16 protein-coding genes are annotated in these 22,817 nt (G+C 47.3%); 10 read left to right on the top strand and 6 right to left on the bottom strand.

The window, feature by feature from the left end:
• The first annotated feature begins 81 nt into the window (after window positions 1-81).
• The 5 genes from CWB98_RS03040 to CWB98_RS03020 all read left to right on the top strand — a co-directional run bounded on the left by CWB98_RS03040 (window position 82) and on the right by CWB98_RS03020 (window position 8,829).
• Entirely contained in the window at window positions 82-1,950 is a 1,869-nt protein-coding gene (locus CWB98_RS03040) for a M6 family metalloprotease domain-containing protein (protein WP_138543484.1), read from the top strand.
• 371 nt (window positions 1,951-2,321) lie between these two features.
• On the top strand, window positions 2,322-4,952 hold the full coding sequence (locus tag CWB98_RS03035) for a TonB-dependent receptor plug domain-containing protein (RefSeq protein ID WP_138543483.1): 2,631 nt from the start codon (window positions 2,322-2,324) through the stop codon (window positions 4,950-4,952).
• 95 nt (window positions 4,953-5,047) lie between these two features.
• Window positions 5,048-5,869 carry a substrate-binding periplasmic protein gene (locus tag CWB98_RS03030; protein WP_171045569.1) on the top strand — a complete coding sequence of 274 codons (822 nt, stop codon included), beginning with the start codon at window positions 5,048-5,050 and terminating at the stop codon, window positions 5,867-5,869.
• Window positions 5,870-5,896: 27 nt separating this feature from the next.
• Entirely contained in the window at window positions 5,897-7,561 is a 1,665-nt protein-coding gene (locus CWB98_RS03025; protein ID WP_138543481.1) for a methyl-accepting chemotaxis protein, read from the top strand.
• Between the two features lie 50 nt (window positions 7,562-7,611).
• Entirely contained in the window at window positions 7,612-8,829 is a 1,218-nt protein-coding gene (locus CWB98_RS03020; RefSeq protein WP_138543635.1) for an Nramp family divalent metal transporter, read from the top strand.
• 175 nt (window positions 8,830-9,004) lie between these two features.
• Here the strand turns inward: CWB98_RS03020 and CWB98_RS03015 are convergent, their stop codons facing one another.
• The gene (locus CWB98_RS03015; protein WP_138543480.1) at window positions 9,005-10,852 is read right to left on the bottom strand and encodes a S41 family peptidase; all 1,848 of its coding nucleotides are present in this window, start codon (window positions 10,850-10,852) and stop codon (window positions 9,005-9,007) included.
• A gap of 72 nt (window positions 10,853-10,924) precedes the next feature.
• Window positions 10,925-12,943: a winged helix-turn-helix domain-containing protein gene (locus CWB98_RS03010; RefSeq protein WP_138543479.1), complete on the bottom strand. Its 2,019-nt coding sequence runs from the start codon at window positions 12,941-12,943 to the stop codon at window positions 10,925-10,927.
• Between the two features lie 227 nt (window positions 12,944-13,170).
• Here CWB98_RS03010 and CWB98_RS03005 point away from each other — a divergent pair, with 227 nt between their 5' ends.
• The gene (locus CWB98_RS03005; protein ID WP_171045568.1) at window positions 13,171-14,301 is read left to right on the top strand and encodes an alpha/beta hydrolase; all 1,131 of its coding nucleotides are present in this window, start codon (window positions 13,171-13,173) and stop codon (window positions 14,299-14,301) included.
• A 63-nt stretch (window positions 14,302-14,364) separates the two neighbouring features.
• On the opposite strand, the gene CWB98_RS03000 is transcribed toward CWB98_RS03005, so the two are convergent.
• The 4 genes from CWB98_RS03000 to CWB98_RS02985 form a co-directional block, all read right to left on the bottom strand.
• The gene (locus CWB98_RS03000; protein ID WP_138543477.1) at window positions 14,365-15,210 is read right to left on the bottom strand and encodes an acyl-CoA thioester hydrolase/BAAT C-terminal domain-containing protein; all 846 of its coding nucleotides are present in this window, start codon (window positions 15,208-15,210) and stop codon (window positions 14,365-14,367) included.
• 61 nt (window positions 15,211-15,271) lie between these two features.
• Window positions 15,272-15,973: a LytR/AlgR family response regulator transcription factor gene (locus tag CWB98_RS02995; RefSeq protein WP_138543476.1), complete on the bottom strand. Its 702-nt coding sequence runs from the start codon at window positions 15,971-15,973 to the stop codon at window positions 15,272-15,274.
• Window positions 15,967-16,980, bottom strand: coding sequence for a sensor histidine kinase (locus CWB98_RS02990; protein WP_138543475.1), 1,014 nt, complete (start codon window positions 16,978-16,980; stop codon window positions 15,967-15,969). Before CWB98_RS02990 ends, CWB98_RS02995 begins: the two co-directional genes overlap by 7 nt.
• Window positions 16,981-17,141: 161 nt before the next feature.
• Window positions 17,142-17,396: a RebB family R body protein gene (locus CWB98_RS02985; RefSeq protein WP_138543634.1), complete on the bottom strand. Its 255-nt coding sequence runs from the start codon at window positions 17,394-17,396 to the stop codon at window positions 17,142-17,144.
• Window positions 17,397-17,666: 270 nt separating this feature from the next.
• On the opposite strand from CWB98_RS02985, the gene wrbA reads away from it, so the two are divergent.
• The 4 genes from wrbA to CWB98_RS02965 all read left to right on the top strand — a co-directional run bounded on the left by wrbA (window position 17,667) and on the right by CWB98_RS02965 (window position 22,586).
• A complete protein-coding gene (wrbA, locus tag CWB98_RS02980) occupies window positions 17,667-18,263 on the top strand; it encodes an NAD(P)H:quinone oxidoreductase (RefSeq protein ID WP_138543633.1) in 597 nt (198 codons plus the stop codon).
• A gap of 278 nt (window positions 18,264-18,541) precedes the next feature.
• On the top strand, window positions 18,542-18,922 hold the full coding sequence (locus CWB98_RS02975) for a RidA family protein (protein WP_138543474.1): 381 nt from the start codon (window positions 18,542-18,544) through the stop codon (window positions 18,920-18,922).
• A gap of 48 nt (window positions 18,923-18,970) precedes the next feature.
• Window positions 18,971-21,421 (top strand): LodA/GoxA family CTQ-dependent oxidase, encoded by a 2,451-nt coding sequence (locus CWB98_RS02970; RefSeq protein ID WP_138543473.1) that lies wholly within the window; start codon window positions 18,971-18,973, stop codon window positions 21,419-21,421.
• Between the two features lie 49 nt (window positions 21,422-21,470).
• Window positions 21,471-22,586, top strand: a complete 1,116-nt coding sequence (locus tag CWB98_RS02965) for an FAD-dependent monooxygenase (RefSeq protein ID WP_138543472.1) — start codon at window positions 21,471-21,473, stop codon at window positions 22,584-22,586.
• Window positions 22,587-22,817: the final 231 nt, after the last annotated feature.

The raw sequence follows: 22,817 nt of genomic DNA, 5'->3' as shown, positions 1-22,817 counted from the left end.
AAATATGGTTAATAATTAAGTTCCCAATTTCATATCACGCCTGATATGAGAGAGGCCATACACATGTAAAGGAACTTAATTATGCGAACACTACACACTCTATTGGCAGTCAGTGCGGTCACTGTGACCACATTGGTTCAGGCCGCAATTCCCTACAACAACACACCTTACGAATTCACTCAGCCAAATGGTCAGACTGTGACCCTGTATCTGCAAGGCAATGATTACTTCGCAGAGCAACGGACCGCGGATGGCCGCCTGGCTGTTTACGATGCATCACTCAAAGGCATGGCTTATGCTAAGGTCAGTGCGGATGGCACTTCGCTGATTTCAACTGGCAAATTAGTGGAGAGTCTGCGTTCTGTCCAACACCTTACTGTCAGTGAACCACAGGCAGGTCTGAGTGACGCTGCAAAAGCTGCGCTGGTTGAATCAAAACGTGCGCAAATGCTGGGTAGCGAAAAAGTATCTCATTCTGCGATGGTTCATACTCAGGGGGCTGAAGAGATCAGCGGCCAGGTGAAGGGTCTGACGATTATCATCGACTTTCCGGATGAACGGGGCACCATTTCCAAAGCGCAGGTAGAACGTTTTTTAAACGATTTAAACTACAACGAGTTTGGTAATGCTCAGTCGGTGAGGGGCTATTTTCGATCCGTATCAGGCGATAAGCTGGATTACACCAACACGGTGACTCAGTATTACACCGCAAAAAAGAACAAAGCATATTATGCCGATTCCAGTCTGAGCTCGACGGTTCGCTCTCAGGAGCTGATCAATGAGGCATTACAATGGCTCGAATATCAACAGGGTTTTGACTTTTCTCAGCTGACCACCAACAGCAGTAATCAAATTCGTGGTCTGAATATCTTCTATGCAGGCAACTCGGACAGTGCCTGGTCCAAAGGCTTGTGGCCTCATATGGCAAGACTTAGTCCGCGTTTTTGTGCCGATGGCGTTTGTACCGATCGCTACCAGATCACTGATATGCGCGCCAGCCTCGCGATAGGCACGTTTGTCCATGAATCGGGTCACTTAATTACCAACTGGCCAGACTTGTATGATTATGATGGCAGCTCGGAGGGCTCCGTTGCCAGCTTTGGAGTGATGGGATATGGCGCCATTGGCACAACCAATCGCTATAAACCAACGCCGCCAGTGGCGCACTTCAGAGCCATTGCTGGCTGGGACACAGTAACAGAATTAAATCCCGCGATTAATGCCAATGCGCCTTCGGGCCGGTTAAGTCATACCTCAGACAGCGGCACTTCTTATAAATGGACGAATCCGGCCAACAGTAACGAAGCGTTTTACATCGAAGCCATACACAAGTCAGGGCAAAACTCTGAACAACTCGATCAGGGACTGGCTGTGTGGCACGTAGACAGTCGAGGGAGTAACTCCAATGAATGGTATCCGTATATTCAGATGGAGCATGGTGACGGCAATCGTGACCCGGAATACAAACGTAACCGCGGTGATAGTAGTGACTTGTTCGATGTGGCGGGAGAATTTACCCAGGCTTTACCTAATGCACAAACATCTCGGGGTACCAATGCACTGTGGTGGAATGGCAGTGATTCCGGACTTAGGATCCGTGACATTTCCGATCCGGCACAAACCATCTCTTTCACTATCGAATCGACCACACAACCTGAACCGGATACTTACACAGGCACCTTGAGTGATAAGCAAAGTGCGATTGAGCCGAATGGCACCTGGTTTCAGTATGGGGGTGGCACCATAGGTTTGTCGCTAAGTGGCCCGGCGAGTGCCGATTTTGATTTAAAAATAGAGAAGTGGCTCAATGGCCGTTGGCAACAGGTTGCCATTTCCGAATCTCCTAGTTCTACGGAATCTATCAATTACAATGCATCATCTGGTTATTATCGTTTTGTGGTCTATTCCTACTCAGGCGCGGGCAGCTATACACTTCGTGTGAATAAATAGACGAAAAAGGAAATTGGACGTGCCTGAGAAAGTTGTACAGGCACGTTTGCCCGTAGTCGGTCATATTGGGTAAAAAAACCGCACAGTTTTACCATGACTTTGAAATCTCAGGCTATGCTTAACACAGCAATATGAAAATGCTGTAGGAGCGATACCATTTCGTGTCTAACGATTTGCCACACCTTAGGTGAGTAATTCTGGCTACTTATCTGATGTAAGTGTCTTACTTGTATAACTAACACACTTGTATCGCAGCTAGCAGCAGAGCGAAAGCCTCACACTGGCAAGACGTGTCAACGATTGGTCGTTGTCGTACTCCAGGGATATATAGCACTTGAGAACTTTACCGTCAGAAAGAACAAGGTGAAATCATGTGCAACTCCTCACTCAGAGCCCAATCTCTGCTATTGCGGGCTCTGCCTATACTACTCTGTCCGGCTCTGGTCGTGGCTGAAACACCAACTAATGCCCAAAGCAATGAGCAAAGCGCCATCGAGACTATCACAGTAACGGGCTCGCGGATTAAACGCTCTGTCCAGTCAGAGAGCGCATCTCCTATATCAAGTACTGAGCTGAGTGACCTGACGGATATTGGTGCCAATAATGTCAGAGATCTCATCGAAGTATTGCCGTTTAATGCAGGCTCGCAAAACAACTCAGATAATTTGTCGCAAAACTTCACCGCGGGCACCTCGAACGTCAACCTCCGGGGGCTGGGTGTATCTTCTACGCTGGTGCTGCTGAACGGAATTAGACAAGTCACGTCTGCCGTTGTAACCGATCAAGGGGCAAGCTTCGTTGATACTGCCTCACTGGTACCAACATTGGCGATTAAACGAGTCGAGATACTCAAAGATGGTGCATCTGCTATATACGGTTCAGATGCTGTTGCGGGGGTTGTGAATTTTATCACCCGTGATGATATGGAAGGCACAGAGATCCAGTATGAGTATCGGACACGCTGGAGCGATGGAGACCAGGATGATACCAAAATCGACTTTGCGCATGGTGGGTATGTTGGCGATACGGGTCACATGTTATTTGCCGTCAGTTTTCTTGAGCGCTCCAGTTTATTACTCGACGAAGTGGATTGGTTGCAGCCCGCCACCAGTAGTTTTGGCAACCCGGGGAGTTTTGTTATTCCTTCTCTTGCGGACGAGAACAATCCTAACGGCTTGACGGTTGCAGATCCAAACTGTGTGCAAAATGGCGGGGTTTTCTCTGCAGGGTCGAATGGTAATTCGTTTTGTTTGTTCGACTTTGGACCACAGATCACCGCCGTACCGAACGAAGACAGGCTGCAAGCCTACGCTCGTGCATCCTGGGACTGGAGTGATACAACACGTTTATGGGCGGAGTTTGGCTATGCCAGGAATAAAATAACCCGGGAGGTGTCGCCCAGTTTTCCTGTGCTTAATGCGCCCAGCGTGCTGGCCAGTCACCCCGACAATACCTACGGCGAAGATATTTTCTTCAGAGGTCGCCCTTATGGTGTGGGGAAACCGACTGAAATCAATTACTACGACCATACTACATCGCGCTTTGCGCTAGGCGGAGATGGTGAAATCACCGAAGGCATTTATTGGCAGTTTTCGTTTGTTGCCGCGGCAAACGACGCCATACTGAACCCCAGAGATGTGATCACAGATAACTTCCAGGCTGCCTTACATGGTTTCGGGGGAACAAAATGCAGCGGAGCCTCTCAGGCTAGGCAAGGGGAGTGTTTCTATTTCAATCCTTTTGATCCAAACGACCCGGACAATGAACGACTGAGAGACTTCATCATCGGTGACTATATCGGAGATGCGGAATCAGAAATGCGCGTCTATGAACTGGTCATAACCGGCGAGTCTTTGTTTGAGGTGGGCGGAGGCGATGTAGGGTACGCGCTTGGCTTGCAGTATCGTGATGAATCTATCAACAATGTCTACGATTCCTTCACTCAGCAAGATAGCTTTGCCTTTTTGATTGGTAACCAGAACTTTTATGGTGAACGCGATGTAAAAGCACTGTTTGCTGAAGTCCTTGTGCCAGTGACACTCGACTTAGAAATAGGTGCGGCAGTACGCTACGAGGATTATGGCGAGTTTGGCGGTGACACCACTAATCCAAAGGTGTCCTTTTTGTGGCTGGCCAATGATATGTTTTCGTTCAGGGGAACCTATAGTACCTCATTCAGAGCGCCTTCTGTGCACCAACTGCAGGGTGTACAGACAAACTTTGCGAACATCACCGACCCTGAAGACGGGTCCACAACCTTTGGCGGCAATAGGACAGTGGGGGACCCTGACTTAGTGCCAGAAACCTCGCAGGCGGTAAATCTTGGTTTGTCACTCTCCATTGATGAGTTGTCTGTGGATGTCGATTACTGGGACTTTTCTTTTGAGGATGTGTTAACACGAGAAAGTCATCAGGCGGTGGTTAATGCCAACCCAAATGACCCAAGCCGGGTGATCCGCACTTCCGCCGGTACTATTTCCATCGTTAATACCAAATTCATAAATGCTGAAGCCATCGATACCTCCGGGCTGGACATCAGTGCCACCACTATGTACCGCACCGATATGGGGGATTTCAGACCACAACTTAAGGCCACCTACTTGCTGAGCTACGATTTAATGGATGCGTCCGGGAATACCAGTGACGGACTGGGCAAGCTCAATCGCAATACGGTGGGCAATCCGGCTCCGCGTTTAAGAGGGAGCATTGGCCTGAACTGGTCTGATGGTGAGCACAGTGCCAATGTATACCTGCGTCATGTGGCCAGCTATGAAAACGATGTCAGCGGAGAGTCTATTGGCTCCTTCAATACCCTTGATTTGCAATACAGTGTAAATCTTGGCGAGGTTATCAAAGATGACTCCGAAACCCGGCTCATTGCAGGAATCGTCAATGCAACCGATGAAGATCCACCCTTTGTAAGTATTGCGGGCAGCTATGACCCCAGAACCGGCGACCCCCGAGGGCGTCGGGCGTACATTAAAATTCAGCTGAGCTTCTGAAACATGACTGGGTGTTTGCGTGAGTCACTGTATTGGACTGAATGCTCAGTTGCTTGCAGGGTATTGCTGACAGCCCGACGAGAGACGGTGCAATTATGACCTGCCGAGTGTTACTTCACTTCTTTGCGTTGCTGTGTTTACTGGGGGCCAGCGTACCTGAGGAGCGTGTTATCAAATTAGTGACGCTCGAATACCCGCCCTATGAGTTTCAGGGGAAAAATGGCCCCAGTGGTATCGCCGTTGAACTGGTACGTGAAGTGTTCAAACGTATGGAGCAGCCTTATACCATTGACATTTTACCCTGGGGCAGGGCTATCAGAGAAGTCGAAACGGGCCGCTACGATGGTATTTTTACTATTTATAAAACCCCGCAACGACTCAAGTTTTTAGATTACGCGGATGAGGTATTAATAGAGCAGTCTATTGCGCTGTTTACCCTGAGGAAAAACAATATTCATTTCGATGGTCGGCTCAACTCCCTGGCACCTTACCGGATAGGGGTGATGCACAAAGTGAGTTATGGATCTGAAATCGATAAGGCCATTGGCACCGGTGTATTTGAGAGTGTGGTGACGACAGACACCGGCCGCAGGAGCTTTGAGCTACTGCTTGCCGGCCGTGTTGAGGTGGTGATCATCAACAAACTGGGAGCGCTTGAGATAATCAAGCAGCTTGGCATTGAAGAGCTAGTTGCTGAGGTCCCCAGCTATCGCTACGAGATACCGAGCTTTATCGCATTTTCTATGGCCAAAGCCCTGGATAAAACCAGGCTGGAAGTTGAGCAAACGCTGCGGGAAATCAAAAAAGACGGGACGTACGATAAAATCCTGCAGGAGTATCTTAAACACTATAACAAGGAAGAGTCCATATATGATACGTCGCCGCAGACCGGCAAAGATGTTGAAGAGCGCTCCTAGAGCAGCGCAATAAAGAGGCTGAACAGCATGAAACTCAAAATAAAATCCAGGCTGATCTTATTGTCATTGATCCCTGTGATCATCATCTCATCGGTTGTGACCCTGATTACTTATCTTGAGGCCAAAAAGCTCAATGAGGTACAGGTTGACCTGAGCCGTAAAGAGATGATGCGGATGAAACGCGTTGAGCTCAAAGCGTATCTGGAAATTGCCAAATCAGCATTAACACCTTTGATGCAAGGCGACTATCCCCAATCAGATGCCATCGCACTGCTTAAAAACATTAAGTTCAGTGGTACAGGCTATTTGTTTGGCTTTAAACCCGACGGTACGCGGGTTATGCAGGGAGACAGTGAGCAGGGAATTGGTAAGAACTTTATTGATTTACAGGATAAAAGAGGCAACTACCTGGTGCGGGATATTATTAATTCTGCAAAAACAGGTGACGGCTATTCGGTTTATTATTTTCCCAAGCTGGGTCAGACAGAACCTTTGCCCAAGCTGGCTTACAGTATTTATATTGCAAAATGGGACCTGGTCGTGGGCACGGGCTTTTATACCGATGATGTAGATGCACTGGTCAAGTCCATGCGAGACAAGAATGAAGTCCAGCTTTACGAAAGTATCACGAATATCCTGTTGTTCACACTGGTGGTTTCCGTTGGCGTAGCAGCCCTGGGTCTGATCATCAGTAAAAGTATTACAGTGCCCTTGTCAAAGTTTGAAGACACCATCCATATTTACGCCGCCAGAGATGCCGATTTAACGGTGCGGATCCCGGAGTTTACCGTTCCCGAGTTTGACAGTCTGAGTCGGGATTTTAATATTTTCCTGGGACAGCTTCACGAATTAATTAAAAAGGTCGCTAAACTGACCAATGAGGTTGTTGATGAAACCCAGCAAATCTCTTCGGCTTCCGGAAATATCAATTCTATTTTGCTTCGTCAGCAGTCAGAAACTGAGCTGATCGCCACGGCAATGACGCAATTAACGGCATCGGCAGAAGAAATTTCGCGTAATGCCAATGAGGCGGCAAACTCTGCTAAAAATGCTGACGGCAGTGCCAAAGATACTCGCCACTCCGTTGATGAGGCGATGAACTCAGTGAATACTTTGGCGCAAAAGCTGGATGAAGCCAGTGGTGTTATCTCAAAACTGGAAGGGGATGTTCAGGGGATCTCCGGATCTTTATCTATCATTCAGGAAATTGCTGAGCAGACCAATCTGTTGGCGCTGAATGCAGCCATTGAAGCAGCACGAGCAGGAGAGCAGGGAAGAGGGTTTGCCGTGGTTGCCGATGAGGTGAGAGAACTGGCCACCCGGACACAAAAAAGTGCAGCACAAATTCTGAGCGTGATTAACACGCTTACAGACGGCTCAAAAGAAGCAGTACGAGCGATGGATTCGAGTAAAAGCTACAGTGCCATCACCGTCGACAAGGCTGCTTCTGCCGCTGAGTCGCTCAAGCAAATCGTGCTGTTTATCAATGAAATTATGAATGTGAATGAACACATTGCCGATGCGACGAAAGAGCAAAACATCGTGGACAAAGAAATCTCGGAGCGTACAGAGTCCATTTCTCAGCACAGTAAAGAGTCTGTTTCAATCGGTACCGAAAATTTGGAGATCAGTACTAATCTGAGCGAAAAAGCGGCAGAGCTGGCAGCCATAGTCAATCGTTTCAAGATTTAAGGGAGATTAGCTGAGTGGATACCAAAGTACCTGTTAGGAAAGCCTAAGTGATGTTAAAGAAAATACAAAACCTGGGGCCAGGTGTCATTGTGACCGCAGCCTTTATCGGACCAGGCACGATCACTGCCTGTACACTGGCTGGTGCACAATTTGGATATGCGTTGCTGTGGGCACTGGTGTTTGCAACCATAGCAACGATTATTTTGCAGGAAATGTCGGCTCGGGTTGGAATAGTGACGCAAAAAGGGTTGGGTGAGGTGATCCATGAATCGTTGCAGGAATCTGTCTGGAAGTGGCCGCTATTTGCCTTGATTATTGTTGCTATCTGTATCGGTAATGCCGCTTATGAAGCGGGCAACCTGGTAGGGGCAGCACTGGGTATCGAGGCTATCACTACACCAGGTAAGTGGGTATTTCGAGGTTCGATTATTGCTTTAACTGCCCTTGGTGCAGTGATTTTAATGCTCGGAACCTACAAGCAAATTGAGCGTATTCTTATCGCGCTGGTTTCTATTATGGCGCTGGCATTTGTGGTCACTTTCTTTTTGGTAGGCCCTGACCTGGCTGCGTTACTGAAAGGACTGGTGACACCTCAGTTACCTGAAGGGTCTTTACTAACAGTCATCGCACTGATCGGAACAACCGTGGTGCCCTACAATTTATTTTTACATGCATCAGCGGCAAAAACGCATTGGTCGGATCCCAACGATATTCCTCAGGCGCGTGCAGATACTGCTATTTCGATTGGTCTGGGTGGCCTGATTGCGATATTGGTGACTTCAACGGCTGCTGCCAGCATTTTTACGCTTGGATTGAGCGTTAATAACGCTGTGGATATGGCCCAGGTGTTTGAACCCTTGTTTGGAAGTTTATCTAAGTATCTGTTGGGCGTTGGACTGTTTGCTGCAGGGTTGAGCAGTGTGATAACCGCACCATTGGCAACCAGTTACGTCGTGTCCGAGCTGCTGCAGCAAAACACTGAAGTGGATGGTAAAGTATTTCGTCTGATCAGTGTCACTATCATAGTGATTGGTGCAGTGCTCTCCATGGCCAATATCAAACCCATAGAGATCATTTTACTGGCGCAGTTCGCGAATGGGTTATTGTTGCCGATTATTGCAGGCTTCCTGCTCTATGTTATGAATAATACCAAGATGTTAGGTAAATACTCAAATACGCGAGTGTCAAATATGCTTGGATTTTCTGTGCTGATTTTCACTGCAATGCTGGGCATTCGCTTGATAGGCAAGTCGCTGGGCTGGATTTGACTCCACTGAATGTGCTTTAGAGGCTGCTACTGCAAGCGGTTTTGAATGTAAACATTAGCAACCCTCTGAGCACGCTAAAAAAGGTGTTTAATGTTAGTGCGACAGCATTACATTGTTGCCCGCAAGCTCTGTTAAAGAGGCAAAAATAAAGATATTGTCGCCTAATCCCGCAAAACTATGGGTTCAACTGTGCTTTTAAATATGTCACTGCGGCTTCCAGTTGGTTATCTTGCTGTGCTCTTACACTTTCGATGGTTCTGGGGACCAGCATATCTATTTCAACGCCTGCGTTTATAAGTGGGTCACCATTGAGACGGTTAGCAAGCATATTGGTGAATACAAAAATATGTTCCAGGGCCAGTTCGTGTGAGAAGTTAAAAAAGTCAGCTTCAAAGACCTCTCCATTTATACCTGAGGTTGGCTCACCAAGTACTTTGAGGCCTCCGCTTCGCGCAAATATCAGAGCATGTTCATTTTGACTTTGGCTTTCTCGTGAAGCCAGTACAATCGCAGGAATGTTTAAGGGGTTACTCGCGACACGAATAGTCTGCGACAGTTTTTGCACGATAATATCGCTCTGATTTGGGGCACCCTGCCAAAAGTGGGCGAGCGTGTTGTTGCGGGCATCATGCTGTATAAACCAACTCAGCACGCCTTGCCACCCATTCCAGCTGGTTGGATATTTCCGCAAATCGAGTACAACTGCCTTGGCATCACTTAGCTGGGCTTTCAGATCTCTAAGCTCGTGTTGTTCGACATTGTAGACATTGACCCGATAAATATTGTCGCCTAGGTGTTCGAGTATGTTTGCACTGGTTGGTACGTATCGCATGCCGCTGAAAGTGAACCGACCTTCGAGTTGTAACGGTATGACTGTTTGCTGAATCTCGTTGCCATCAGATTTTTTAAGTCGATACGCAACGGGCGTGTTTGATGTTTGATACAGGTGATTTCGTGCCACTCGGTTGAGCCGGTGGAGTTGATTTTTCAGTGTAGTTGATACGCGACTTTGCAAATATGATTGAACAGGTTCTCCATCAATTGCGATGATCTCGTCACCTATCTCAATATTTGACGTATTTTTTTCTTCTGTTCGGGTGATAACTGCTTTCCCTTCAACAAGTTCAAACAGGAAGGGCATATAGTAACGATAAGGCTGACGATCAGGATCCGGTAATACAATGGAGAGATGATTGTCATTGAGTTTAGTGAATTCTGTGTAGATTATCGACTCCCGCAGAGTATGACTGGGTTCAGTACAGGCAGCAAGGAGAGGTTTTAAACTCTGCGACCAGTTGACTTCCACTTGTTGAAAGTAGGGCCAGAAATGTTGGATCATCGCCCACATGCCTGAAACCGTGGCCATGCAGATCTCCGGTTGTGCAAACGAAGTTTCCAGTTGCCAACGACCTAATTTGGAGAATGTATCACCTGATAACTGGGTCTGCACTGGAAGATACAAAGGAAAATATAAGGTTTGCTGCGCGTACGCTTGCGTTGTATATGGGTGACTTGGCAGATACGTCTGATTACTTAACGAGTCATAGGTCCCTGACATCAGGCTCCTGTCATAGGTGACCTGAGAAAAGGGGGCATTTTGCTTCCAGGATGTAACCCGTGTTTGTTGTGCAAGTGCAGGTAATTGATTTTGCCGGGTTGTAATGTATGGTGCAATTTGACGCAGTAACTCAATCCCTTTATCTGCACGTTCAGTTTCATTTGTCTGGCTTAATTCGACGATACTCTCCGCAATAAAAAGTGGCCAGTCTGAATTTTTGACCTCTTCGGAGGGATAAAAGTACTGAACTGAATGTGCCAGGGTAACAAAGTCTTCAATATTTTCCATCAGGGCTTTATCGAACGTCACTGAGGGGCGTGGCTGAGGTGTACTGGGTAGATTCGTCTTATCTGATGGGGTTAACGGACTGACACCGGAGGAAGTGTCTTGATTATTACTATCCCCACTACTTCCACAGGCTACCAGGCAGAGGCTTACACATATAAAAAGCAGCTGACGTCGCATAATACATTTTCCTTGTTTTTATCTTTATCAGGTACGAAGCTAGCGTCAATTTAAACCTATGTAAACCACCACTCAGGGGTTGATCTTTGAGATCATCAGGTCATTGTCTGTGTTTTCCCAGTGTGAATAATAATAGATAAGGGCGTTTTGTTCAGTGTAAAAAGCACTGCTAACAAATTGTGCTGATTCAGGAAGCGAGCGCTGAGTAAGCGGTGAAAGTTGCTGGTCAAGCTCAAGCAGGTGAGGAGAATCTGCTTGAGCTATCTGGACCAGGATACGTTCACCGATGGAGAAGGCGTGACGTATTTTACCACTATCGGGTTGCCAGCTATGCCCGGCAGATGTACTGAGTGTATTTTGATGCCAATATACTTGAAGCTTGGCGTCTGCGTAGACAAGGTGTCCAGAACCTGACAACACATTCACATCACCGGAATTGATTTTATAGCCCACTATACTGGCTTGCCTGGCTTGCCTGGCTTGCCTGGCTTCAGCAAGGTAAAGCACCCCGGACTCTGATTGCTGAGAGGTTTGCCAGTACTCGACTCTGCTGATTTTTCGTCCAATAGGTAACTCGCTGAGCTGACCGGTCGCAAGGGTATATTGATAGACCTTGTTATCAGCTGCAAAAGCCAGGCGCTTGTTTGATGGATGCCAGATAGCGCGAGAAATAAAGTCTTCTTTGCGAGGGTTAGAAAAAATAACTTTGGGGTGTGTATGGTGATCTGTCAAATAAAGCTGAGGGTAACCGCCGCGATTCGAAACAAATACCACACTATTACCGTTTGGAGACACTGATGCAAGGTAGTCTTCATATTTACTATCAATTACCGCAGTGTCTGGGTTACGGCTGCTAAACACCTTGATATTCTGACGCACCTGAGTGCTGAGGAGCTTGTCCTGATAGATGTCTGCATGGGCGACACCTGTAGATAAGTCATGCTCGACAAGTTCGAGCTGGTTATCTGCTGAGAGTGTAAATATTTCAGGCTTTAAGCTGTCCAGCAACACCAGCGTTTGTAAGCGCTCAGCCCAGACTAGTTTATACAGTCCATCTACCTCGGAATTAATTGTGGTGATGCTCTGGCGTTCAGGATCAATCTTTATCAGCGTATTGATGGCTTTATGTTCAAATAATGACACGTAGAGCGCATCAGGTGCAACGGCCAGATCTACGATACGTTGTGTTTCGGACAGAGGCATCAGCGTCGTTAACTCAAAGCTCACCAGGTCCAGCTGCACAATAGCACGACTGAAACGAGCGACTTGCTCAGAAGGTGACGTACTGCCTAGTTGATGTGCAACAAAGTAGATAGCAGAGCCGGGCCCTTTATGCAGGTGGCTGAGGTCGCTCAGATGCTCTATTGCCGACAGGCTCTGCCGAGGCTGAGCGCCAGATTGTGTTAGCGTATACCTTGTCAGCTTTACTCCATCAGAATCGGTCAGCGCAACCATGAGTTGCTTGTTAGTCAGCCAAATAAAATCGCGGATCGGCGCATCAGTCACATACAGATCCTGAGTCGGCTTTTTTAGTTGTCGCACTATAAGCTCAGTTTGCTTATCAGCCCCCTTGCGCAAGAACGCAATTGCTTCTCCATCAGATGAGAATTGGCCATTAAATTCAGCCTCTGAGGTAAACGTAAACGGCTGGGTCGAAGAGATAAACGGGTCTGGTCTGGAAAAAATATAAGTAATAATAACAATGAGTAAACAGAGTGCTGCGAGTGCATAGGTGACTGTTCTAGGCGATATTTCAGGGGTGGTTTTGTACTGTGAAATCCGGGCTTCAATACTGTAGCCTTGTTTTGCATGAGTAAAAATTATCTTGGATGACTTGCTGTTGTCCCTGAGTGCCTTTCTTAGCAGAGCGATCAGGCGTTGTAATGAACTGGGCGAAAAAACACGACCGGGCCAGATGGCTTCATACAGGGTTTCTTGTGTAATCACAGTGTTGGGTTTTGCCGCAAGTACACATAGCAAGGCCATTGCTTTTGGTTCCAGCGTGTTAATACCGTCTGAGTGCTGCACCTGATTTCGCTGAGGGTCAATCACTATGTCGTTAATTACAAAAGCGTTAGTTAATTTTTCCATGCTTAACTTGTTGATTTATTTGGCCTAAGAAATTCCTAAGGTAAAAATTAGGACGACTACATCGCCTCAGCATTTTGTTTCATGCTCTATTGCGCTGTGCAGTCAGTGTGAATGGGTTTGCCTTAAATGGGTGTTTTCGTGCATTCACATCATTGCACGTGTTTGTGTACTCATACAGATGGGTATTTAAGCGCTTTTTAATAATAAATACAATGGAGTAAATGGAAATGAAGCAAGTTTGCTTAGTGTTGTTACTATTGTCTGGTATATCCTGGGGTAATGACAGAGAAGTAGAGATACCGATCAACTCAAAGGTGTTTGAACAACAACGGACGGTGCATATCTCTTTGCCGACAGGCTATTTTAACAGGGAAAACAAAGCGCGGCACTATCCGGTGCTTTACCTGACCGATGCCAGCGCACAGTTGGAGCATGCTGCCAGTATGATCCATTACCTGCAAGGTGGTATTTCTGAGATGATAGTGGTGGGGATTGAAACGCGTTCTCGAAGTCGGGATTTGAGTCCGTACGGGGATAACGGGCAGGTTATCACTAACCCTGAGCAACATCAGCTGCTTACCTTTATTCGCACTGAGGTTATGCCGCTTGTCGAACAGCGCTATCGAACCAACTCATTCGATTTACTCAGCGGCCACTCTCTGGGTGGCTTATTTACCTTGTACAGTATGTTGTCGGCTCCAGAATTATTCGATGTCTACATTGCGCTATCACCGGCTTTGGGCTGGGGGAGTCGTAATTTCCTGCCTTTTGTTGAACAGCATCCACAAAAACTCAAGCTGGATAAAACGCTCATCATGTCGACGGAGGGGGATACACCGTTCGAACAACAAATTCCGAACTTTATTCGCCTGAGAAAGAATCTGGATGCACATGCTGGACCTAAGCTGAACTGGCATGCCGATATCTATGAGGCAGAAGATCATATGACGATAGCACATATTGGCTTGTATGATGCTGTCCGTTACGTTTTTCGCAACTGGTGGATCACGGGGGAGCGGGTCAAAAGTGATGTAAGACAATTCGATAAGCACTATCAGGGATTGTCTGACCGTCTCGGCTATGAGGTGGTACCAGAGTTCAATGAAATGTGGGGGTTGAGTAATTATCTGGTTGTAAAAGAGTATTTGGAAGAGGCCGAGTACATTGTGAACAAATGGGTCGACTATTATCCACACACTGCCGAGCCATATGGCATGTTGAGTCGGGTGCTGATGGCTAAAAAGTCGCCGCAGTTGGCCATGGAAGCGGTGAATAAGGCGATTAAATTGTCTGTAGATGATGCATCTCAACTGGCCTGGCTGAAAAAGCAAAAGGCTAAAATCCAACAAGCATTATAATGTGAGGAAAACAGCCGGAAACTTATCAGATGAGTTACCGGCTGGTGTCAATTCAGAACTCGGTTATTGACACTCATTGACCAGAGTCTTGGTTAAAAACTGATTAACCTGATTTTGTACATCGCGGTTAAAACTGTAATGGCCACCTGGTAATTCAAGGTGTTGATATGGATAAGAAAATTCTGCTTTTTCCAGCGAGGCCATAATTTCTTGTGCCATATAGTGAGACGGCCAGACTTCATCTTGTGTGGCTGAGACCAACAGTACCGGGCCATTGGTTTTTTCTACCGGGATCCGTGCAGCATTCAAGGTCGTGGTGTCTGCTCTGTCCAGTGCTGCAGAAAATGCGGGTGTGTAATTTCCGGTGACCACACCTTTTTGCATATGCCAGGAAAGTAAAGGTGCATTCACGTAAGGGAGCGGCGATCCGTTAAGCTGCCACCCTGGCTCAGAAGACAGTGTTTTTACAGCGTTCCAGCTAACGTGACTTGGCATAACGGCAACCGCATGGTTGATATGCTCAAAATGACTGGCCAATAGCAGCGCCAACTCAGCCCCTTTGGAAAAGCCATACACGGCAATACAGTGTTTGTTAATGCCCGGATGCTCTGCGAGTTTGCTAATACGGCTGGCGATGTCATCCAGTGACAGTGAGATCTGCCGCTGCGGTGTGCCTGGCGTGCCATAATAAGCCAAAGAAGCAACCGACATACCGTGCTTATGAAAGCTATCCATGAGTGGTTTAAAATGTGGCTGAGCCAGTGTGTTGCCGCCCTCGCTGCCGCCAAGCAGAATGACCAGTGGATGACGTTGACCATCTTCGATAAAGTGATGTTTTACATCAGGGTCGGTGGACGATGTGCAGGCACTAAGCAGCCCTACCATTAAAATTGGCATTGCGAATTTCATTGATTTTTCCTGTGTTTATTGTTGTGTGATAAGAGGTGGAGTGGACAGGGCCCACTCGAGTTTAAAGCTGTAATTTTTGACGAAGGAGTTTGGCGCCACTGCGGCTGCTGATCACCTGTTGTCCGCTGTGAGTTAACTTGATCAAGTAACCTCCTGTTACCCAGCGCTCCAGGGCACTAATACTGAGTTTGTTGACTATGGCATTGCGGTGAATGCGAATAAACTCATCGGGCAAGGTGCCCATCAGTTCTTCCAACGTTAAGTCTATGGGGTATGATTGTGCGCCTGTGTAAGCAATGGCATGGCCGTGCTCTAATTTAATGACCTCTACCAGATTTGCTTGTACGCGTGTTACTTTATCGCCTACTTTACTGGTAAGAATAAGTGGCTCTAAACTGGGTGAACGCAACGCCTGAACCCGCGACAACGCTAGAGCAAGCCGTTCATTTGTATAAGGTTTGAGCAGATAATCAGTTGCGCCCAGTGTAAAGGCATCTACAGCAAACTCGCTGTAGGCCGTGGTGAAAATAATCTGACCGTTAAAGCCTGCATTTTTTAATTCCTGACTGAGTTGTATGCCATTGAGCCCTGGCAGGTTGATATCAAGAAAAACCAGATCGACAGGATGTTGCCGGAAGCTGCTCAAAAAACTTTCCGGATCCTCACTGTGATAAACAAGCTGATAGTCACATAACTGAGTTAACTGCGCTTTGAGTTTAACAAAGGCTGGCTGTTCATCTTCGATGATTGCAATCTTCAGCATGGGAGCTCCCGTAACACAAACTGCGCCCTGGCGCCGCCATTTGGTTGGTTGGAAAGAGTCAGCTTAGTGTTGGCTTCCAGTTCTAGCCTCGACCGAGTGATTGCCAGTCCAAGACCAGGTTTGGCACCACCAAGTAAAATGTCTGGCGGGAAACCGACGCCATTGTCGGACACGGCGATAGTGGGGTGACCAGCATCAGTATACGCATGAATGGTCACACACAGAGGCCGTCGTTTGCCATGCTTTATGGCGTTTTCAATAAGTGGCTGCAACACCATGGCGGGTAGGGGCGCACTTAGCAGCGCTTCATCAATGTCAAATGCCACCTGCAGATTATTGCCAAACCGACATTGCTCGATTTCACACCATTGATGGAGCATCAACAATTCATCCGATAAGGCAACGACGCCAGACGACTGATGGTCTGAAATCGCGTGTTTGAGCGAGTAGCGCAGTATCGCTGACAGGTTGTGCACAAGCGTTTCTGCCTGACCCGGGCTGGACTGTACTAAGGCCGCGATAGTATTCAGGCTGTTAAATAAAAAGTGTGGGTTGAGCTGACTGTGAAGTACTTTAATTTCAGCCTGCTGACGCAGCATTTGCTCATCCTTCAGGCGCTTTCGGGTGAGGTAAAATTTGACCAGCAATAATATTGCGCTGCTCCAGGGCAGGGCTATGATCATTGCATCGCTAAGCATAAAGGCAGGTATGCCCAGCAAATGTGCTCTGAGTGCCCCAAAAATCCATCCTCCAGCGACCATGCTCAGATAGAGGGTGACAAATTGCGACATCCAGTGCGCTATTTTTATCCTTTGTATCAGCACATAGCCTAAAACCATGGGCAGCCAGTACATAAATATGATGGCGCAGATGGATGAAAAAACAATAGGTAGTGAGAGCGGCGCCGCGCGTTGCGCCCAGTCGGTAAAACTAATCGACAAACTCACCATGGCAATAATAGCTAGTGCGGTAAACTGTTCATTGCGTTGTAAAGAAACTACTGACATCTCAATCATCTAAGTAACAAACTTGATGGCATCTTACCCTAAGTAGAGACTAATGTAGCTATAAGCTGAGTGAACCGTCATTTTTCCAGGTTGAATGGTACAAAGCCATCAAACTCTTCGCATTGTTTGTCAGGGTCGTGATGGCTGAGTGAGGGAATCTGTTAGCGGAAAATCCGCCTGGTGGCAGCCCCTGTGGTGGCGGTATCTATACCGTACAGCGCTGAGACGCCTTGGGCGACAGGGGTCATAGGAAATGTCTGGGCCACGTTGGCATTATGTGCTGCGTTAGACAGCGCCTGGCTTGTTGCAAGCATAAAGTTACCCGTGGCAACTGCCGGTGCATCACCAAGCACCTTGGTATTGACCTGAGAAACTGAATCCGTGATCTGACTGTTTACAGCGGTAGGAAATGCCATCATGCGACTCCTTTTTGTGGTTTGCATACGTGTACTTGGTAACTTTAGCGCTTTCTCTGTAGCTGTGCGATTACAGTAGGTTACATCATTCTCTAAAGTAGAACGAAGCTATCATTTTTTACGTAAATACGTTCTTAATCAACTATGTAATCATGACCATGGTCAACAGGCACGAGTGCCTATACTTAACGAAAGAAGTGATCACACATGTTTAGCTGGTTAAAACACATGTTGCCGGGCAAGGCTGCGGCAACTCACGGAGAAACGAAAATGACGAAAGTACTGGTTTTATATTATTCAAGCTATGGCCACATTGAAACCATGGCACAAGCTATTGCTGAAGGTGCAGGTTCAGTTGAGGACGTAGACGTGACAATTAAGCGCGTTGCTGAGTTAATGCCGGAAGAAGTAGCTAAAAATGCGGGGATTAAGCTGGAACAGGCCGCTGAGATTGCTGCGCCAGCGGAGCTTGAAAACTATGATGCCATTATTTTTGGCACGCCGACACGCTTTGGCAATATGGCATCACAAATGCGTAATTTCTTGGATCAAACGGGTGGCTTGTGGGCGGCAGGTAAACTGATAGGCAAAGTCGGCAGCGTATTTACCTCTACCGGGACGGGCGGCGGTAACGAAACCACCATCCAGTCTTTTCATACGACCCTGTTCCATCACGGTATGGTGGTGGTGGGTTTACCCTATGCAGCAGCTGAGCTGACAGATATTTCTGAAGTCAGAGGCGGCTCGCCACTCGGTGCAGCCTGTATCGCGGGTGCAGATGGCAGCCGCCAGCCATCAGACAAAGAGCTTGCACTGGCTAAGTTTCAGGGTCAGCATGTCGCCGGTATTGCCGCAAAATTAAAGTAATCCTCCTTGCTAAAGCGCAGTGAAGTGTCATTGCGCTTTGTTTTTGCTCATATGACCTTTCTCATAATCAGACGCTATTCCTTGCCATACCAGGGCGTTTAATTCGTAACTGCTGTTAACAGGTCCAGTGTTACTCTCAGGTGTAACAGCTTGTAATGGAATAATTTTAGTTTCTCTCTAGACTTTGGCTCAGTTTTTACGACTGAGACCTATTCGCAGTTGAATGCGTTGCCAGTCGGTATTCATGCATATGTACGGCAATTTCTTAAGGAGGAATTATGTCCATTGAAGCGGTTCAGGCTCCCCTTTATCCGCCCTGTCGGGTCGTTGGCGATTTGGTCTTTGTGTCTGGCCAGAATGCTGAGGTAAATGGTTACATTCAGTCAGACAATATCGTTGACCAGACCAAGACAATTTTTGAGTTACTGGCTGTCACCTTAGCCGGCGCCGGATGCACTTTTCAGGACGTTATCAAAGTTAACGGCTTTTTGCATACCGAAGACGACTTTGAACAATTCAATCAGGTGTACCGGGAATATTTCGGTCCTCAGCATGGCAGCTACCCCGCGCGCTCTATGGCATTGGGCGTATTGACCCAAAAGCATCAACAAAATAAAGCGCTTATTGAAATAGAGTTAGTAGCACAAAAGCGCGCTTAACACAGCGCTCTGATTAGGTTTATTGATTTACAAGGCTAAGGAACTAACATGTCAAACAGCAAATACAAAATTTATCCGCCTCTGGGGATCGCACGCGTTGGTAACGGACCTGCGTTAAAGTCCTTGGCAATCCAGACTCCCGAAGTGCCCTGGGCACATTTATACGATACTGAGGTTCAGTATCTGGTCACCGAACAAGAGTTGTCTTCATTGGTTGACGATGTGCTAGAACAAGGTGTCAGAAAAGAACTTGAAGAGATTTATCAGTCCCTCAATACCAGTGGCAAACCAATACTGGATTCAGCAAAAACAGCGAGGATTGTCGCTTTACTGAGTTTGTCCCATATTGTAGCTGCGCCCCAAATTATTCGTGCGCTAGACGACCTGGCACTGGACACGGTGAGCGATGCCGGTGGGTTTATTACGCTTATCAGACAAGCAGTACTCAAAGTTCTGAACAATCATTACTTGCATGCGGTTAAGAAGCAGGCTCAGAATTTTTATATTTATCAGTGTGATGAAAATGGTAACCCAACCGAGAAGCTCAAGCTTGAAGCGGGAGACAAGGTAACCTGGCATGTTGAGGTCGCGAACAAAAAGTCGTTCTGGTACGACTATAATAACGCGCTTGATTTGTCTTTAATGACAGAAGGCACTGGTAACCTGAGTCAGAATGTCAGTAAACATCGTCTTGCCCCCGCGCAAACTGCGAAAAGACGTAACCCCAATGTGATCACGCACGGCTTGCGCAGGCAGCTTGTTATTGCCAGCCAGGGTTGTGTGTCGAGCGAAGCTGAAACTCAAGTGCCACTGCGCGGCAAGTTTCCCGCCAATGAGCCGGATCCACAAAATCGCCTGAGTGATTTGCTCAATATGTCGCAACGGCATAACGTGCTTCAGGGAACCATAGAGTGTAACCGTGAGGGCGTATTAACGTTTTACGCAGGTGATGGTATTTCACAGGCGTTATCTCCGTCTTCATTGAATACGGACTTTGCGGATAACTCCAACTGGTTCGACGATATCTGTGATGGCCGGATTACCGCCGTAGTAGAGCTAAAAAATGGCGATACTTTTACTATCGATAGTGAATCGGACAGTGCCTGGGTTGCGACCACGCCACCGGATTATGCACCTCAGATAGAACCTCTGGTGACTATGTATGACATGGTGTCGGGGGCATCCCTGAAAGAAAAAGAATTGGCTCAGTTAACTACGCAATTCAGCGACGTGTTCCCTATTTTGTACCGATTATACAGAATGCAATGGGTTAATCAGGCGGACTTTACTGACAACGCAGTGAACACACAAATTCGTGAACTGAACAGTGAAGGGGCTTTTGGCCGCTTACTGGATAGTTCGGCGACAGAAAAAACACTCAGAGAGAATATTTTCAAACAGTTCAGAAACCCATTGTTTGATCAGGATATTGACATTGAAGATGCGGGCCAGTCGAGTAGTGAGTGGGTTAGCACCAGCCGTATTATTCCGAGTAAAGACGCCACTAATATTGCAAATGAGCCAGCAACATCCCGATTGCAAATTCCATTTTATCCCAATGATGGGGTTGACTACCCTGGCAGCCCGGTACAGTGGTTTGCAATTCCTCCGTTTATGTATCAGCACCTGAAAAACTGGGCTAATGGTGACTTCAGTGTGACTGATGCTGAGAAAGCCAGTGCAGCAACCATAGATGAACTTGGCCTCTTCTACAGTGAGGTGTTCCGGTGCTCTGAAAACAGTGCTTTGCTGTGTGCTCGCGGTGCACTGGACGCCTTGTATGGTGGAGGGTTTCATCCTGGCGTAGAGCTTACCTGGCCTATGCGTCATGATCTTATTTACAGTGACAACCAGTACCAGGGCGGCGTGACACCTGAGATCAATCTGTTGGGTTTGAGAGAATTCAGACTGAGACAAGATCCGGCCGGTCTGGCTTCTGTCAATATGTATCAGGATTTTGGTCATATCATCAGTGTGGAGAATGTGGCGGAGTCAATCATTCCCAACTCTCAAGCCGCCTGGCTGTGGCAAAACACCCCAGGCGATCTGACTAAATGGATGGGGATCCCCTGGCAATCGGATGCCGCGAGTTGTCAGGCAGTCTATACGCCAGAAGACTTCCCAATTCCTTCGTGGTGGGCGGCTAATTTGCCTGTTCATATCTTGCCACTGGCCAGATATAACAAGTTTAAAGACAGTCAGTCAGTGGATGCGCCGATTATCAACGGTATGCAACACTCTGTAGCACAGGGCATGTCTCAAGAGACCTTTGAACACTTGCGTCTGGAGCAGTTTTCGCAACGCCTTGATTGGTTGCATACTGCTGACCTCGGGTTTGTGGGCTACCATGCTGAAGGTGGTTATACCAATGGATTGATCCAGATGGTCAGCCAGTGGAAAAATATGGCGATGGTTATGGCCCGGCCGGTGGATAATCCCGGAACCTCTGGTATACCAAACGTGGTGTATGTCGCATACAGCGAAGCCGACAAGGACTAGCAGTAGAGTTGAGAAGCACTCAGGTGCTTCTCATCAATGAGGAAGTAATATGTGTGTGAGCAATCCGTATGATTGCATTATTGTCGGTGGCGGGGTTTCGGGCACTGTCACTGCCTGGCAATTGTTCAAGCAGGGTCTGAAAGTAGTAATAGTCGACCCTCAGACTACACCCGTTATGCGTCTGGCTGAAAGTCTGCCTGCCAGTGTGGAACCTATGATGCACCGGCTGGGGTTGTTTGAATTACTCCAGCAGGATCCGCACGTTATGCATTCGGGACAGAGTTCGTCATGGGGAGAGTCCGTGCTGCGTAAAGCGCCTCTGAGTGACCGCCATCATGGCTGGAAAGTCGATAAATCGGTGCTGACGACACAAATTCAGACACAGTTGCCTGAACAATGCCTGTTTGGCGGAAAAGTCGTCGAGGTTTCTGAGCACAACGATGCCTGGCGCTGTCGGGTAAAATCGGCGCAGGATGGGTCTGAACATAGTCTGGAGAGTCGGTTTATTGTCGATGCCAGTGGCCGGCAAGGATACTTGCCCCGAGTATTGAACCTGCCAAGACACACATTCGACAAACTGACTGCGTTTGTTGCCAACGTACCGAGCACCTCCAATCCGCAGGGGTTATTTCCATCTGTGGTAGTTGAAGCCTTTGAGCATGGCTGGACACTGATATCGCGCCTGAATGCAGAGCAAAATATGCTGGCGATTTTCTGTAATCAACATACGCCCGGCTTTAGTCAGCTCAAACATAGCTGCAACTGGTATGATATAGCAGCCAACACGCCATGCTTTTACAACGCATTGCCCGAACAGTCTTTTACGGTGAAGGCCATCAATGCAAGTAGTCATATTGTGGGACGTTTGAGTGGCAAGAACTGGTTGCTGGCAGGTGATGCTGCCATGGCTTTTGATCCTTTGTCTTCTCATGGTATGACAACGGCAATCTATATGGCAGAAAAAGCGTCGCAGGCCATATCTGCAGCATTTGCTGGTGAAGCTACTGCTTTACACCAGTACAGTAAGTCCATGACTGAAATCTATAATAGTTATCTCAATGAGTTGTTTGGGTATTATCGTCGTGAACAACGCTTTCCTAACTCCGAATTTTGGAGAAGTAAGCAAGGTGTTCAAGAACATACCGTGTGCAGTGTAGTGGGGTAGTCGTAGTAATAAATGGCTAAAGGTCACAGTTATTGCGTAATTTGGGGCTATTAAGAACATGGTTGTGTGGTTTACAGTGCCGGTATGATCCACACGTCTTACATGCTCCATCCACTCTTAAAAAAGTTGTCGGACTAGTTAATCGCTAAACAGACCTGACCATACAATTGATTTAACCCTTTTTGTTTTTGGCTTGTTTAAAGATTTTTAAATTTTCTTGATCTTTGTTTC

Source organism: Pseudoalteromonas rubra, from assembly GCF_005887115.1.
Lineage (GTDB): Bacteria > Pseudomonadota > Gammaproteobacteria > Enterobacterales > Alteromonadaceae > Pseudoalteromonas > Pseudoalteromonas rubra_F.
The sequence above is the reverse complement of the archived record's forward strand: the minus strand, read 5'-3'. Positions and strand labels throughout refer to the sequence as shown.

What these genes read in the sequence shown, in the direction of transcription:
- CWB98_RS03035 (WP_138543483.1), top strand. Translation starts at nt 2,322, where the DNA reads ATGTGCAACTCCTCACTCAGAGCCCAATCTCTGCTATTGCGGGCTCTG.
- CWB98_RS02970 (WP_138543473.1), top strand. Translation starts at nt 18,971, where the DNA reads ATGTCAAACAGCAAATACAAAATTTATCCGCCTCTGGGGATCGCACGC.
- CWB98_RS03000 (WP_138543477.1), bottom strand. Translation starts at nt 15,210, where the DNA reads ATGAAATTCGCAATGCCAATTTTAATGGTAGGGCTGCTTAGTGCCTGC.
- CWB98_RS03015 (WP_138543480.1), bottom strand. Translation starts at nt 10,852, where the DNA reads ATGCGACGTCAGCTGCTTTTTATATGTGTAAGCCTCTGCCTGGTAGCC.
- CWB98_RS02965 (WP_138543472.1), top strand. Translation starts at nt 21,471, where the DNA reads ATGTGTGTGAGCAATCCGTATGATTGCATTATTGTCGGTGGCGGGGTT.
- CWB98_RS02975 (WP_138543474.1), top strand. Translation starts at nt 18,542, where the DNA reads ATGTCCATTGAAGCGGTTCAGGCTCCCCTTTATCCGCCCTGTCGGGTC.
- wrbA (WP_138543633.1), top strand. Translation starts at nt 17,667, where the DNA reads ATGACGAAAGTACTGGTTTTATATTATTCAAGCTATGGCCACATTGAA.
- CWB98_RS03025 (WP_138543481.1), top strand. Translation starts at nt 5,897, where the DNA reads ATGAAACTCAAAATAAAATCCAGGCTGATCTTATTGTCATTGATCCCT.
- CWB98_RS03020 (WP_138543635.1), top strand. Translation starts at nt 7,612, where the DNA reads ATGTTAAAGAAAATACAAAACCTGGGGCCAGGTGTCATTGTGACCGCA.
- CWB98_RS02985 (WP_138543634.1), bottom strand. Translation starts at nt 17,396, where the DNA reads ATGGCATTTCCTACCGCTGTAAACAGTCAGATCACGGATTCAGTTTCT.
- CWB98_RS02995 (WP_138543476.1), bottom strand. Translation starts at nt 15,973, where the DNA reads ATGCTGAAGATTGCAATCATCGAAGATGAACAGCCAGCCTTTGTTAAA.
- CWB98_RS03040 (WP_138543484.1), top strand. Translation starts at nt 82, where the DNA reads ATGCGAACACTACACACTCTATTGGCAGTCAGTGCGGTCACTGTGACC.
- CWB98_RS03005 (WP_171045568.1), top strand. Translation starts at nt 13,171, where the DNA reads ATGAAGCAAGTTTGCTTAGTGTTGTTACTATTGTCTGGTATATCCTGG.
- CWB98_RS03030 (WP_171045569.1), top strand. Translation starts at nt 5,048, where the DNA reads ATGACCTGCCGAGTGTTACTTCACTTCTTTGCGTTGCTGTGTTTACTG.
- CWB98_RS03010 (WP_138543479.1), bottom strand. Translation starts at nt 12,943, where the DNA reads ATGGAAAAATTAACTAACGCTTTTGTAATTAACGACATAGTGATTGAC.
- CWB98_RS02990 (WP_138543475.1), bottom strand. Translation starts at nt 16,980, where the DNA reads ATGTCAGTAGTTTCTTTACAACGCAATGAACAGTTTACCGCACTAGCT.